Source organism: Enterobacter cloacae complex sp. IR5403 (genome assembly GCF_049238705.1).
Lineage (GTDB): Bacteria > Pseudomonadota > Gammaproteobacteria > Enterobacterales > Enterobacteriaceae > Enterobacter > Enterobacter hormaechei_C.
This window is the reverse complement of the sequence record NZ_JBMKHP010000019.1, coordinates 1-14,161: the sequence shown is the minus strand read 5'-3', so window position 1 is coordinate 14,161 and position 14,161 is coordinate 1. Positions and strand designations below refer to the sequence as shown.

Sequence of the window (14,161 nt, the reverse complement as noted above, 5' to 3'; positions counted from 1 at the left end):
GGAGTCACCACATGTATATCGGGATCGATCTTGGCACGTCGGGGGTGAAAGCCATCCTGTTAAGCGAGCAGGGCGATGTGTTAGCCACGCAGACTGAAAAGTTGCAGGTTTCACGCCCGCATCCGCTTTGGTCGGAACAAGATCCGGAGCAGTGGTGGCAGGCGACGGACCGCGCGATGAAAGCCTTAGGCGAGCAGCACAGCCTGCGCGGCGTGAAGGCGCTGGGCATTGCCGGGCAAATGCATGGCGCAACGTTGCTGGATAGTCAGCATCGCGTTCTGCGCCCGGCTATTCTCTGGAACGATGGCCGCTGTGCGGAAGAGTGCGCGATCCTTGAGGAGCGTGTGCCTGCGTCCCGCGAAATTACGGGCAACCTGATGATGCCCGGTTTTACCGCGCCAAAACTCCTGTGGGTGCAGCGCCATGAGCCTGAGATTTTTCGCCAGGTGGCGAAGGTTCTGTTGCCGAAAGACTACCTGCGTTTTCGCATGACGGGGGATTTTGCCAGCGACATGTCTGACGCCGCGGGCACGATGTGGCTCGACGTGGCGAAACGGGACTGGAGCGAGGCGATGCTGGATGCCTGCCAGCTGACGCGCGACCATATGCCTGCGCTGTTTGAAGGCAGTGAAATCACGGGGGCTTTGCAGCCTTCTGTTGCTGAACGCTGGAACATGCCAGCCGTACCTGTCGTCGCCGGCGGCGGCGATAATGCGGCGGGGGCGGTCGGCGTGGGGATGGTCGAGGCAGGACAGGCTATGCTCTCGCTCGGCACTTCCGGCGTCTATTTTGCCGTCAGTGACGGGTATCGTAGTAACCCTGAAAGCGCCGTACACAGCTTCTGCCACGCGTTGCCGGGTAAATGGCATTTGATGTCGGTGATGCTGAGCGCGGCTTCCTGCCTCGACTGGGCGGCAAAGCTAACCGGAATGGCGGACGTCCCGGCGCTTATCACAGCGGCACAGCAGGCAGATGATAATGCCGGTGCGGTCTGGTTTTTACCGTACCTTTCCGGCGAGCGGACGCCGCATAACAACCCGGAAGCGAAAGGGGTGTTCTTCGGTCTTACCCATCAGCACGGCCCGGCAGAGCTGGCGCGCGCGGTGCTTGAAGGCGTTGGCTATGCTCTGGCGGACGGAATGGATGTCGTGCATGACTGTGGACTGACGCCATCCAGCATTACGTTAATTGGCGGCGGTGCGCGAAGCAGCTACTGGCGGCAAATGCTTTCCGATATCAGCGGGTTGCAGCTGGACTATCGTACGGGAGGCGATGTCGGCCCGGCGCTCGGTGCGGCACGGCTGGCGCAAATTGCGCTGAACCCGGATAAACCACTGCACCAGCTTTTGCCCCAGCTGCCGCTTGAACGGCAGCATCGTCCTGATGCGAAAAATCATGCTCGCTATGCTGAAAGACGAGACGTGTTCCGCAAAATTTATCAGCAGCTTTTGCCGCTAATGTCATAAACAGGAGCCGGGTGGCGCTAACGCTTACCCGGCCTGCCAGCCTTCAACCGGGCTAGCTCACAAACCGGCGCGTATCGATTCTTTGCAGCAACATTGACAGCAGCAGGCTGACAACCAGCGTAACGGTAAATATCCAGACAATATCCAGCACCGGCCAGCTTTTAAGCTCAACGCCGCGGGTGCGCAGGGCGTGGATCACCAGCGCGTGAAAACCGTAAATGCCCAGCGAGTGGCGAGAGATAAACCCCAGCACCGGAAGCGGGCGGGCATTCAGGGTGTTTTTAACCAGCGTCAGCAGAGAGATCGCGCAGATAAAGACCATCGGGCCGCAGTAGAGATACCAGGTATCGGCAAAGTTGCCGCGCCATTGCAGCTCATGCAGCGTCCCGCGAGAGATAATAAACACACCGACGAGAAACGCGGCTGCGCAAAGCCAGTTCATTCCTCGCTTTTGCGTCTCCATCATGCCAATGGCGCGCCCCAGCATGCCGTACAGCACGTAATAAAACGTATCCCCGGTGATATAAAGGTTAACGGGCAACCATTCAAAGCCATCAATTTTCTGTGAGACGGTGTTCGGGTTGGCCACGATCCCGATGACCACCATCAGCGCCAGCAGCATTTTACCGCTGACGTTTTTTACCTGAATTAACGGTGACACCAGATAGATAACCATTATCGCGAAGAAAAACCACAGATGATAGAACACCGGTTTTTGCAACAAGTTGAGCAGGGAACGTTCAGCGTTAATTGAAGTGAACAGGATGATATAGAGCAGCGAAATGGCGCTGTAAAACAGCAGACAGGAGACAATACGGATGAAATGTCTCGGCTGTGCGCTACGCTCGCCAAAAAAGAGAAAACCGGAAATCATAAAGAACAGCGGGACACTCACGCGGGAGGCCGAGTTCAGAATATTGGCGACATCCCAGTTAACAGGGCTGATACTGTGCGCGTTCGTGACATACCAGGTCGTTGTGTGGATCATCACCACCATCAGACAGGCTATTCCCCGCAGGTTATCAATCCAGTTAATTTTTGACTGCATCAGTTCCTCTGTATTCCTGATAAAAAAAGTGTGACTGCGATTGTGTAAAACTTTTCCCTTGGAAAATTCTGAGTTTAGCCCGGCTAGCTTGTAGGGCGCTGGTGAGATTCGCAGAATGACGGACATTAATCCATAAACGTGTTGCTACTAAAAATAACAGCCACTGACCAGGGCGGTAATAAAAATGATGATGAAGCGTGGGGTGTCACTCTTTCTGCTGCTCTTATTAACAGGATGCAGTGCTTCTGAGGAGATACCTGTCCAAAAAGCGCAGCAGGGGAAAATGAGCCCGGAGCGTTCCCTGAATATGGAACAGCTGTGCAGGGATCAGGCGGCTCACCGCTATAATTCCGAAGCACAGAAAATTCATATAAACGGCTTCGAGCGCTTTCAGGGCAGCTATGAACTGAAAGGCTATACGGCGCGTAAAGAGGGCTTTGTCTGCTCTTTTGATGCAGACGGTCAGTTTTTACATCTCTCAATGCGTTAAATTGCTCGTATAAGCAGCAACCAGAGCCTTCGCAGGTTCTGGCTGTAGGGCTTATTCCCCAATTTTCCCTAAACAACCCCGTTTCGTACTGTATATCTTGCAGCCAGCGGGTATACTGATCCCTTCCATTTAAAACCACACGTATCCAGCACGAAATACTATGCAAAAGTTTGATACCAAGACCTTCCAGGGCCTGATCCTGACCTTACAGGATTACTGGGCTCGTCAGGGCTGCACCATTGTTCAACCTTTGGACATGGAAGTTGGCGCAGGCACCTCGCACCCGATGACCAGCCTGCGCGCGTTAGGGCCAGAGCCAATGGCGACCGCCTATGTGCAGCCATCCCGTCGTCCGACCGATGGCCGTTACGGCGAAAACCCTAACCGTTTGCAGCACTACTATCAGTTCCAGGTGGTGATTAAGCCATCACCCGACAACATTCAGGAACTGTACCTCGGGTCACTGAAAGAGCTGGGTATGGATCCAACCATTCACGACATTCGTTTCGTGGAAGATAACTGGGAAAACCCAACGCTGGGTGCCTGGGGGCTGGGTTGGGAAGTGTGGCTGAACGGCATGGAAGTGACCCAGTTCACCTACTTCCAGCAGGTTGGCGGTCTGGAATGTAAACCGATTACCGGCGAAATCACCTATGGTCTGGAACGTCTGGCCATGTACATTCAGGGCGTAGACAGCGTTTACGACCTGGTCTGGAGCGACGGCCCGCTGGGTAAAACCACCTACGGCGACGTGTTCCATCAGAACGAAGTGGAGCAATCCACCTATAACTTCGAATACGCGGACGTGGACTTCCTGTTCACCTGCTTCGAGCAGTACGAGAAAGAAGCCCAGCAGCTGCTGGCGCTGGAGACTCCGCTGCCGCTGCCTGCCTACGAGCGTATTCTGAAGGCTGCCCACAGCTTCAACCTGCTGGATGCCCGCAAAGCGATCTCCGTGACTGAACGTCAGCGCTACATTCTGCGTATTCGTACCCTGACCAAAGCCGTTGCAGAAGCTTACTACGCGTCCCGTGAAGCCCTTGGCTTCCCGATGTGCAACCGAAACAAATAAGAGGCGGCCATGTCTGAGAAAACTTTCCTGGTGGAAATCGGCACTGAAGAGCTGCCACCAAAAGCCCTGCGCAGCCTGGCTGAATCTTTCGCTGCGAACGTCACTGCTGAGCTGGATAACGCTGGCCTGGCGCACGGTAAAATTGAGTGGTTTGCCGCGCCGCGTCGTCTGGCGCTGAAAGTGGCAAACCTGGCGGCGTCCCAGCCGGATCGCGAAGTTGAAAAACGTGGCCCGGCCATTGCTCAGGCGTTCGACGCCGAAGGCAAGCCGAGCAAAGCGGCAGAAGGCTGGGCGCGCGGCTGCGGCATCACCGTTGATCAGGCCGAGCGTCTGACCACCGACAAAGGTGAATGGCTGCTGTACCGTGCCCATGTGAAAGGCGAAAGCGCCGAAGCGCTGCTGCCTGACATGATCGCGACCTCGCTGGCAAAATTGCCGATTCCTAAGCTGATGCGCTGGGGCGCGTCCGACGTACACTTTGTGCGTCCGGTTCACACCGTGACCCTGCTGCTGGGCGATACCGTTATCCCGGCGACCATTCTGGGCGTGGCGTCCGATCGCGTGATCCGCGGCCATCGCTTTATGGGCGAGCCGGAGTTCACCATCGACAATGCTGACCAGTACCCGCAGATCCTGCTGGAGCGCGGCAAGGTCATTGCTGACTACGAACAGCGTAAAGCCAAAATCAAAGCGGACGCAGAAGACGCGGCGCGCAAAATTGGCGGAAACGCTGACCTGAGCGACAGCCTGCTGGAAGAGGTGACCTCGCTGGTCGAATGGCCGGTTGTACTGACCGCGAAATTCGAAGAGAAATTCCTGGCCGTTCCGGCAGAAGCGCTTGTTTACACCATGAAGGGTGACCAGAAGTACTTCCCGGTTTACGCCAACGACGGCAAGCTGCTGCCAAACTTCATCTTCGTGGCGAACATCGAATCGAAAGATCCGAGCCAGATTATCTCCGGTAACGAGAAAGTGGTGCGTCCGCGTCTGGCGGATGCCGAGTTCTTCTTCAATACCGACCGTAAAAAACGTCTGGAAGACAACCTGCCGCGTCTGCAAACCGTGCTGTTCCAGCAGCAGCTGGGTACGCTGCGCGACAAGACCGACCGTATCGCGGAGCTGTCCGGCTGGATTGCCCGTGAAATTGGCGCCGACGTTAACCACGCTACCCGCGCGGGCCTGCTCTCCAAGTGCGACCTGATGACCAACATGGTGTTCGAATTTACCGACACCCAGGGCGTGATGGGCATGCACTACGCGCGTCACGATGGCGAAGCGGAAGACGTGGCGGTAGCCCTGAACGAGCAGTATCAGCCGCGCTTTGCCGGTGACGATCTGCCGTCTAACCCGGTTGCCTGCGCTGTGGCGATTGCCGATAAGATGGACACCCTGGCGGGTATCTTCGGTATCGGTCAGCATCCGAAAGGCGATAAAGACCCGTTTGCGCTGCGTCGCGCTGCGCTGGGCGTGCTGCGAATCATCGTAGAGAAGAACCTCAACCTCGATCTGCAAACGCTGACCGAAGAAGCGGTACGTCTGTACGGCGATAAGCTGACCAACGCGAAGGTTGTGGATGATGTTATCGACTTTATGCTCGGTCGTTTCCGCGCATGGTATCAGGACGAAGGTTACTCCGTTGATACCATTCAGGCGGTGCTGGCGCGTCGTCCGACCCGTCCGGCAGATTTCGATGCGCGTATGAAAGCGGTATCCCACTTCCGTACGCTGGAAGCGGCGTCTGCGCTGGCCGCGGCCAACAAGCGCGTATCCAACATCCTCGCGAAATCCGACGAGACGCTGAACGAGCGCGTCAACGCTGCAACCCTGAAAGAGCCGGAAGAGATTTCTCTGGCGATGCAGGTGGTGGTGCTGCGCGACAAGCTGGAGCCGTACTTCGCGGAAGGTCGCTACCAGGAAGCGCTGGTGGAGCTGGCGGAGCTGCGTGACGTCATCGACGCCTTCTTCGAGAAGGTAATGGTGAACGTGGAAGATAAAGAGCTGCGGATTAACCGTCTCTCGATGCTTGAGAAACTGCGTGAGCTGTTCCTGCGCGTGGCGGATATTTCGCTGCTGCAATAACGTAAAAAACCCGCCCCTGACAGGCGGGAAGAACGGCAACTAAACTTTTTCTCTCCGTAGGCCGGGAAAGCGTAGCGCCTCCCGGCAAAAGCCCGATGGCGCGATGCTTATCGGGCCTACGTTACTTTGAGATACTTTTCCTTATTTACACCCTCTCAAACACCGTCGCGATCCCCTGACCCAACCCGATACACATCGTTGCCAGACCAAACTGGGCATCTTTGCGTTCCATCAGGTTAATCAGCGTGGTACTGATACGTGCCCCGGAGCAGCCCAGCGGGTGTCCGAGGGCGATCGCGCCGCCGTTGAGGTTAATCTTCTCGTCGATCTGATCCATCAGCCCCAGATCTTTAATGCACGGCAGGATCTGCGCGGCGAACGCTTCGTTCATCTCGAACAGGTCAATATCACTTGCGCTCAGCCCCGCTTTTTTCAGCGCCAGTTTTGATGCCGGAACCGGGCCGTAGCCCATGATGGAAGGATCGCAGCCCACGACCGCCATCGAACGCACGCGGGCGCGTGGCGTCAGGCCTAATTCGCGGGCGCGGCTTTCGCTCATCACCAGCATCGCGGCGGCACCGTCGGACAGGGCAGACGAGGTGCCCGCCGTTACCGTGCCGGTGACCGGATCAAACGCCGGACGCAGGGTAGAAAGCGCTTCGACCGTGGTTTCCGGGCGGATAACTTCGTCGTAGCTGAACTGCTTCAGTACGCCGTCTGCGTCGTGACCGCCGGTTGGGATGATCTCATTCTTAAAGGCACCAGACTGCGTGGCGGCCCAGGCGCGGGCATGCGAGCGTGCGGCAAACGCATCCTGCATCTCACGGCTGATGCCGTGCAGACGGGAGAGCATCTCGGCGGTCAGGCCCATCATACCGGCGGCTTTCGCCACGTTGCGGCTCATGCCTGGATGGAAATCGACCCCGTGGCTCATCGGCACGTGGCCCATGTGCTCCACGCCGCCCACCAGACAGGCCTGCGCATCGCCGGTCATGATCATCCGCGCCGCGTCGTGCAGCGCCTGCATCGACGAACCGCAAAGACGGTTGACGGTGACGGCCGGAACCGAATGCGGGATCTCCGCCAGCAGGGACGCGTTACGGGCGATGTTGAAGCCCTGCTCCAGCGTCTGCTGGACGCAGCCCCAGTAAATATCGTCCAGCGCTGCTGGGTCCAGCGCCGGGTTACGCGCCAGCAGGCTACGCATCAGGTGCGCGGAGAGGTCTTCCGCGCGCACGTTACGGAACGCACCGCCTTTTGAACGGCCCATCGGGGTGCGAATCGCATCAACAATGACAACCTTTTCCATTGTGACTCCTTAAGCCGTTTTCAGTGCGCCAACCGGATGGGCTGGCTCAACTGCTGGATAGTAGGGTTCGTTATGGCGCGCTTTGTTACGCAGACCTTCCGGCACCTCATAAAGCGGGCCGAGGTGCTGATACTGCTGAGCCATATCGAGATAGCGGGCGCTGCCGAGCGTATCCAGCCAGCGGAACGCGCCGCCGTGGAACGGAGGGAAGCCGAGGCCGTACACCAGCGCCATATCCGCTTCTGCCGGGCTGGCGATAATGCCTTCTTCGAGGCAGCGCACCACTTCGTTGATCATCGGGATCATCATCCGGGCGATGATCTCATCGTCAGTGAAGTCGCGTTTCGGCTGACTGACGTCGGCCAGCAGGCCATCCACCGCCGGATCTTCTTCTTTTTTTGGTTTGCCTTTGCTGTCTTCTTTATAGCGCCAGAAGCCCAGACCGTTTTTCTGACCAAAGCGGTTGGCGTCGAACAGGGCGTCAATGGCGTCGCGATAGTCTTTCTGCATGCGCTGCGGGAAGCCCGCCGCCATCACCGCCTGCGCGTGATGGGCAGTGTCGATGCCGACAACGTCCAGCAGATACGCCGGGCCCATCGGCCAGCCGAACTGTTTTTCCATCACCTTGTCGATTTTGCGGAAGTCTGCGCCGTCGCGCAGCAGCTGGCTGAAACCGGCGAAGTACGGGAACAGCACGCGGTTAACGAAGAAGCCCGGGCAGTCGTTAACCACGATCGGCGTTTTGCCCATCTTGCTCGCCCACGCCACCACTTTGGCGATGGTTTCGTCGGAGGTTTTTTCCCCACGGATCACTTCGACTAGCGGCATGCGGTGCACCGGGTTAAAGAAGTGCATCCCGCAGAAGTTTTCCGGACGCTTCAGCACGCTTGCCAGTTCGCTGATAGGAATGGTGGAGGTGTTAGAGGCCAGCACGGTTTCCGGACGCACCTTGTCTTCGGTTTCGGCCAGCACCGCTTTTTTCACTTTCGGGTTTTCAACGACCGCTTCAACCACCACGTCCACACGGTCGAAACCGCTGTATTCCAGCACTGGCTGGATGGTGGAGATCACGCCTGCAAGCTTCAGACCATCAATTTTGCCGCGCTCAAGCTGTTTATTCAGCAGCTTGGCCGCTTCGGTCATGCCCAGCGTCAGGGATTTCTCGTTGATGTCTTTCATCACCACCGGCACGCCTTTCCAGGCAGACTGGTAGGCGATGCCGCCACCCATAATGCCCGCGCCGAGTACCGCCGCGTGTTTTGGCGTTTCAACGTTTTTGGTGAGTTGTTTGGCTTTGCCCTTCACAAACTGATCGTTAAGGAAGATACCAACCAGCGCGCGGGCTTCGTTGGTGTGCGCCAGCGGGACAAAGCTCTGGTTTTCCAGCTTCAGGGCGTCATCACGGCCCAGACGGGCTGCCGCTTCAATGGTTTTCACCGCCGTGATCGGCGCCGGGTAGTGTTTACCCGCCGTCTGCATAACCATGCCTTTGGCGATGGTGAAGCTCATGGTGGCTTCAATTTTGCTGAGCTTCAACGGCTCCAGTTTCGGCTGACGTTTGGCTTTCCAGTCGAGTTCGCCGTTAATCGCCTGACGCAGAATGGCGACAGCGCCTTCAATCAGTTTTTCAGGCTTAACCACGCCGTCCACCAGGCCGATTTTCTGCGCCTGTTCTGCGCCGACATCTTTACCCGCGGCAATGATCTCCAGCGCGCTGTCGGCACCCAACATGCGCGGCATACGCACCGAGCCGCCAAAGCCCGGCATGATGCCCAGCTTGGTTTCCGGCAGGCCGATGCGCAGATCCGGCGTGGCGAGACGGTAATCGGTGGCTAACACGCATTCGCAACCGCCGCCCAGCGCGTAACCGTTAACGGCAGAAAGGGTCGGGACAGGCAGATCTTCCAGACGATTAAAGACGCTGTTGGCGAAGTGCAGCCACTGGCTCAGCTGTTCTTCGGGCACCAGGAACAGCGACAGGAATTCGGTGATATCCGCGCCAACGATAAAGGCCGCTTTGTTGGAGCGCAGCAGCAACCCTTTTAAATCTGATTGCTTTTCAAGTACATCCAGCGCCTGGCCAAGACTGGCCACCGTCGCGGTATCAAGCTTGTTCACTGAGCCGGGGGCATCGAACACCAGTTCGGCAATGCCATCTTCCAGCCAGTCTACGTACAGGGTGTCGCCTTTGTAGAGCATGTCGGTCTCCTGAATCCAGCAATTGGATCTGGTCATACCAGATGAAACGGAGTGTGGAATTTATGTTAATAAAATGCAAATTAGTCATTAAGAAATTGCTGCGCTGATCACGGTCGGTGGAAATCACGCAGCCGCAGTGAGGTGTGCTAAGATGCGATGACTTGAGGTCAAAAAAACGAAAGGAAGAATGATGGACTCACTGGCTTCGCTTTATAAAAATCATATCGTTACCCTACAGGAACGTACCCGCGATGTACTGGCCCGCTTCAAGCTGGATGCCCTGCTGATCCACTCCGGCGAGCTGATGAATACTTTTCTTGATGACCATGCTTATCCCTTCAAGGTTAACCCGCAGTTTAAAGCCTGGGTGCCTGTCACGCAGGTTCCAAATTGCTGGCTGCTGGTGGATGGCGTGAACAAGCCGAAACTGTGGTTCTACCTGCCGGTCGATTACTGGCACAACGTGGAGCCGCTGCCGACCTCATTCTGGACCGAAGAAATTGACGTGATTGCGCTGCCAAAAGCAGACGGCATTGGCAGCCAGCTGCCAGCGGTGCGCGGCAACATCGGCTACATTGGTCCGGTTCCTGAGCGTGCGCTGGGTCTGGATATTCCGGCAGATAAACTCAACCCGAAAGGCGTGCTGGATTATCTGCACTACTATCGCGCCTACAAGACCGACTACGAACTTTACTGCATGCGTGAAGCGCAAAAAACGGCGGTGAATGGCCACCGTGCGGCGCACGAAGCGTTCCAGTCCGGTATGAGCGAGTTCGATATTAATCAGGCCTACCTGACGGCGACCGGCCATCGCGATACCGACGTGCCGTACAGCAACATCGTGGCGCTGAATGAACATGCCTCGGTTCTGCACTACACCAAACTGGATCATCAGGTTCCGGCTGAGATGCGCAGCTTCCTGCTGGACGCGGGGGCTGAGTACAATGGTTATGCGGCAGACCTGACCCGTACCTGGGCGGCGAATGCGGACACCGATTTTGCGCAATTGATTAAAGACGTGAACGACGAACAGCTGGCGCTGATTGGCACCATGAAGGCCGGAACCAGCTACGTGGATTATCACATCCAGTTCCATCAGCGCATCGCTAAACTGCTGCGTAAGCATCAGATTGTCAAAGACATGAGCGAAGAGGCGATGGTTGAGAACGATCTGACCGGGCCATTTATGCCGCACGGTATCGGCCACCCGCTGGGTTTGCAGGTTCATGACGTCGCGGGCTTTATGCAGGATGATACCGGTACGCACCTGGCGGCGCCGTCTAAATATCCTTATCTGCGCTGCACCCGCGTTCTGGCACCGCGTATGGTATTGACCATCGAGCCGGGCATCTACTTTATTGAATCCCTGCTGGCGCCGTGGCGCGAAGGGCAATTCAGCAAGCACTTCAACTGGGAGAAAATTGAAGCGCTGAAGCCGTATGGCGGCATTCGTATCGAGGATAACGTGGTTATTCATGAGAACAGCATTGAGAACATGACGCGAGATCAGAAGCTGGCCTGATGGAAAGCTGGCTGATACCGGCCGAGCCGGTCACCTTTGTTGAGGAAATCAAGAAAAGCCGCTTTATCACGCTGTTGGCGCATACCGACGGCGTGGAGGCGGCGAAGGCGTTCGTCGAGTCCGTCCGCGCGCAGCACCCCGATGCCCGCCATCACTGTGTGGCGTGGGTCGCCGGGCCGCCAGACGACTCACAGCAGCTTGGGTTTTCTGACGACGGTGAACCGGCGGGTACGGCCGGAAAACCGATGCTCTCCCAGTTGATGGGCAGCGGCGTGGGTGAAATCACCGCCGTCGTGGTCCGCTACTACGGGGGCATTTTGTTAGGCACCGGAGGGCTGGTTAAAGCCTACGGAGGGGGTGTCCAGCAGGCGCTTAATATGCTGATAACAACCCGCAAAACGCCACTTACGGAATATACTTTGTTATGCGATTACGCCCAGCTATCGGGTATCGAAGCACTGCTTAAACAGTTTAACGGTGTCATCGCACACAGTGATTATCAGGCAATGGTGCAATTACGCGTGGCGCTTCCTCAGGCGGAACTGGCTGCTTTTTCAGCAAAACTCGCTGATTTTAGTCGCGGTTCATTGCAATTACTGCCGATTGAAGAATAATCCCCACCTCACAATTTTGAATACCTAAGGAAGCGGCAGAGATGCATTTTCGTGCCATTACCCGAATCGTTGGATTGCTGGTCATACTTTTCTCCGGGACAATGATCATTCCCGGACTGGTGGCGCTCATCTACCGGGACGGCGCGGGGCGTGCATTTACGCAAACCTTTTTTGTCGCGCTGACGATTGGCTCCCTGCTGTGGTGGCCAAACCGCCGTGAGAAAGGTGAACTGAAATCCCGGGAGGGGTTTCTGATTGTGGTCCTGTTCTGGACGGTACTGGGAAGCGTGGGTGCGCTGCCGTTTATCTTCTCCGAACAACCGAATCTCACCGTCACGGATGCGTTTTTTGAATCGTTCTCCGGCTTAACGACCACCGGGGCCACCACGCTGGTGGGGCTGGATTCGCTCCCGCATGCGATTCTCTTTTACCGGCAGATGCTCCAGTGGTTCGGCGGTATGGGGATCATCGTCCTGGCGGTGGCTATCCTGCCCATTCTGGGCGTCGGGGGGATGCAGCTCTACCGGGCAGAGATGCCCGGCCCGCTGAAAGATAACAAGATGCGCCCGCGTATTGCGGAGACGGCGAAAACCCTGTGGCTTATCTATGTCCTGCTGACGGTGGCCTGCGCGCTGGCGCTGTGGTTTGCCGGGATGCCTGCGTTTGATGCCATCGGACACAGCTTTGCGACTATTGCTATCGGTGGGTTCTCCACTCACGATGCCAGCGTCGGCTACTTCGACAGCCCGACAATCAATACCATCATTGCCATCTTTCTGCTGATTTCAGGCTGTAACTACGGTCTACACTTCTCGTTGCTTAGCGGACGGAGCCTGAAGGTGTACTGGCGCGACCCGGAATTCCGGATGTTTATTGGCGTCCAGCTGACCCTGGTGGTTATCTGTACCCTGGTACTGTGGTTCCACGATGTTTATAACTCGGCGGTCACGACCCTGAACCAGGCCTTCTTCCAGGTGGTATCGATGGCAACAACCGCCGGTTTCACCACGGACAGTATTGCGCGTTGGCCGCTGTTCCTGCCGGTGCTGCTGTTGTGCTCTGCGTTTATCGGCGGTTGCGCCGGGTCAACGGGCGGCGGTCTGAAGGTGATCCGCATCCTGCTGCTGTTCAAGCAGGGGAATCGTGAGCTGAAACGTCTGGTCCACCCGAATGCGGTTTACAGTATTAAGCTGGGGAACCGCGCGCTGCCGGAGCGCATCCTCGAAGCAGTGTGGGGATTCTTCTCCGCTTATGCACTGGTCTTTATTGTCAGTATGCTGGCGATTATCGCCACGGGCGTGGATGATTTCTCTGCCTTCGCCTCTGTGGTGGCAACGTTAAACAACCTGGGGCCGGGGCTGGGCGTCGTGGCGGATAACTTCGCCAGTATGAACCCGGTGGCGAAGTGGATCTTAATCGCCAATATGCTGTTTGGGCGTCTTGAGGTCTTTACGCTGCTGGTGCTGTTTACCCCAACATTCTGGCGTGAGTGAGGAGGCATTGGTGAAAACGTTAATTCTTTTCTCAACGCGTGACGGACAAACGCGTGAGATTGCTTCATATCTGGCTTCCGAACTCAAAGAGCTGGGCATTTATTCTGATGTGGTGAACCTGAATCGCACAGAGCAGATTGCCTGGCAGGATTACGACCGCGTGGTCATTGGCGCTTCAATTCGCTACGGTCATTTCCATCCGGCGCTGGATCGCTTTGTGAAAAAGCATACGGCGGAACTCGCTCAGCTGCCTGGCGCGTTTTACTCGGTCAACCTGGTTGCCCGTAAAGCGGAGAAGCGTACGCCGCAGACCAACAGCTATACGCGCAAGTTTTTGCTGAGTTCGCCATGGCAGCCCGATATCTGTTCTGTCTTTGCTGGCGCGCTGCGTTACCCGCGTTACCGCTGGTATGACCGCTTTATGATCCGCCTGATCATGAAAATGACGGGCGGGGAAACAGATACGCGTAAAGAAGTGGTGTATACCGACTGGGCTCAGGTCGCCAGTTTTGCCCGTGAAATTGCGCGTTTAACGGACGATGCGCGGGTTAAATAAGCGTTGAGTTTGAAAAGTGAGCGAACGAAAAGTTTTTTGTATTTAGTGCTTGTCACTTCAGAAGAACTCCCTATAATGCGCCTCCACTGACACGGAACAACGGCACGCAAGCCGCCGGGTCAGCAGAGAAAAGCAAAATAAACGCTTGACTCTGAAGCGGGAAAGCGTAATATGCACACCCCGCGCCGCAGCGAAAACGAAGCGGCACTGCTCTTTAACAATTTATCAGACAATCTGTGTGGGCACTCAAAGTGACATGGATTCTTAATGTCTTCGGACAATAAATGAATACCAAGTCTCAACGAGTGAACAC

At 56.5% G+C, this 14,161-nt stretch carries 11 protein-coding genes; 8 read left to right on the top strand and 3 right to left on the bottom strand.

The features are described from left to right. The first annotated feature begins 11 nt into the window (after positions 1-11). The gene (gene xylB / locus ACOTW6_RS19625) at positions 12-1,466 is read left to right on the top strand and encodes a xylulokinase (RefSeq protein ID WP_062933735.1); all 1,455 of its coding nucleotides are present in this window, start codon (positions 12-14) and stop codon (positions 1,464-1,466) included. A 52-nt stretch (positions 1,467-1,518) separates the two neighbouring features. Here xylB and ACOTW6_RS19620 read toward each other — a convergent pair whose 3' ends face one another. After that, entirely contained in the window at positions 1,519-2,514 is a 996-nt protein-coding gene (locus ACOTW6_RS19620) for an acyltransferase (protein ID WP_062933734.1), read from the bottom strand. A 184-nt stretch (positions 2,515-2,698) separates the two neighbouring features. Between ACOTW6_RS19620 and ACOTW6_RS19615 the strand changes: the two genes are divergently transcribed. The 3 genes from ACOTW6_RS19615 (at position 2,699) to glyS (ending at position 6,155) form a co-directional block, all read left to right on the top strand. Then, positions 2,699-3,004, top strand: a complete 306-nt coding sequence (locus ACOTW6_RS19615) for a YsaB family lipoprotein (protein WP_017693801.1) — start codon at positions 2,699-2,701, stop codon at positions 3,002-3,004. Between the two features lie 160 nt (positions 3,005-3,164). Next, positions 3,165-4,076 (top strand): glycine--tRNA ligase subunit alpha, encoded by a 912-nt coding sequence (glyQ, locus tag ACOTW6_RS19610; RefSeq protein ID WP_003860141.1) that lies wholly within the window; start codon positions 3,165-3,167, stop codon positions 4,074-4,076. Between the two features lie 9 nt (positions 4,077-4,085). Next, positions 4,086-6,155, top strand: coding sequence for a glycine--tRNA ligase subunit beta (glyS, locus tag ACOTW6_RS19605; protein ID WP_006808596.1), 2,070 nt, complete (start codon positions 4,086-4,088; stop codon positions 6,153-6,155). Positions 6,156-6,300: 145 nt separating this feature from the next. Here the strand turns inward: glyS and fadA are convergent, their stop codons facing one another. Further along, positions 6,301-7,464, bottom strand: coding sequence for an acetyl-CoA C-acyltransferase FadA (fadA, locus tag ACOTW6_RS19600; protein ID WP_000416981.1), 1,164 nt, complete (start codon positions 7,462-7,464; stop codon positions 6,301-6,303). A 9-nt stretch (positions 7,465-7,473) separates the two neighbouring features. Then, complete coding sequence (gene fadB / locus ACOTW6_RS19595; protein WP_121479396.1) at positions 7,474-9,663, bottom strand: fatty acid oxidation complex subunit alpha FadB; 2,190 nt, start codon at positions 9,661-9,663, stop codon at positions 7,474-7,476. Positions 9,664-9,853: 190 nt separating this feature from the next. Between fadB and pepQ the strand changes: the two genes are divergently transcribed. From pepQ to hemG, 4 genes are read left to right on the top strand one after another with little or no spacing between them, the layout of a single operon-like run. After that, positions 9,854-11,185 carry a Xaa-Pro dipeptidase gene (gene pepQ / locus ACOTW6_RS19590; RefSeq protein WP_213789408.1) on the top strand — a complete coding sequence of 444 codons (1,332 nt, stop codon included), beginning with the start codon at positions 9,854-9,856 and terminating at the stop codon, positions 11,183-11,185. Then, a complete protein-coding gene (locus tag ACOTW6_RS19585; RefSeq protein ID WP_121479394.1) occupies positions 11,185-11,799 on the top strand; it encodes an IMPACT family protein in 615 nt (204 codons plus the stop codon). Before pepQ ends, ACOTW6_RS19585 begins: the two co-directional genes overlap by 1 nt. Before the next feature lie 41 nt (positions 11,800-11,840). Beyond that, positions 11,841-13,292 (top strand): Trk system potassium transporter TrkH, encoded by a 1,452-nt coding sequence (gene trkH, locus ACOTW6_RS19580; protein ID WP_006808591.1) that lies wholly within the window; start codon positions 11,841-11,843, stop codon positions 13,290-13,292. A gap of 10 nt (positions 13,293-13,302) precedes the next feature. Continuing rightward, a complete protein-coding gene (hemG, locus tag ACOTW6_RS19575; RefSeq protein ID WP_047052459.1) occupies positions 13,303-13,848 on the top strand; it encodes a menaquinone-dependent protoporphyrinogen IX dehydrogenase in 546 nt (181 codons plus the stop codon). Positions 13,849-14,161 lie beyond the last annotated feature (313 nt).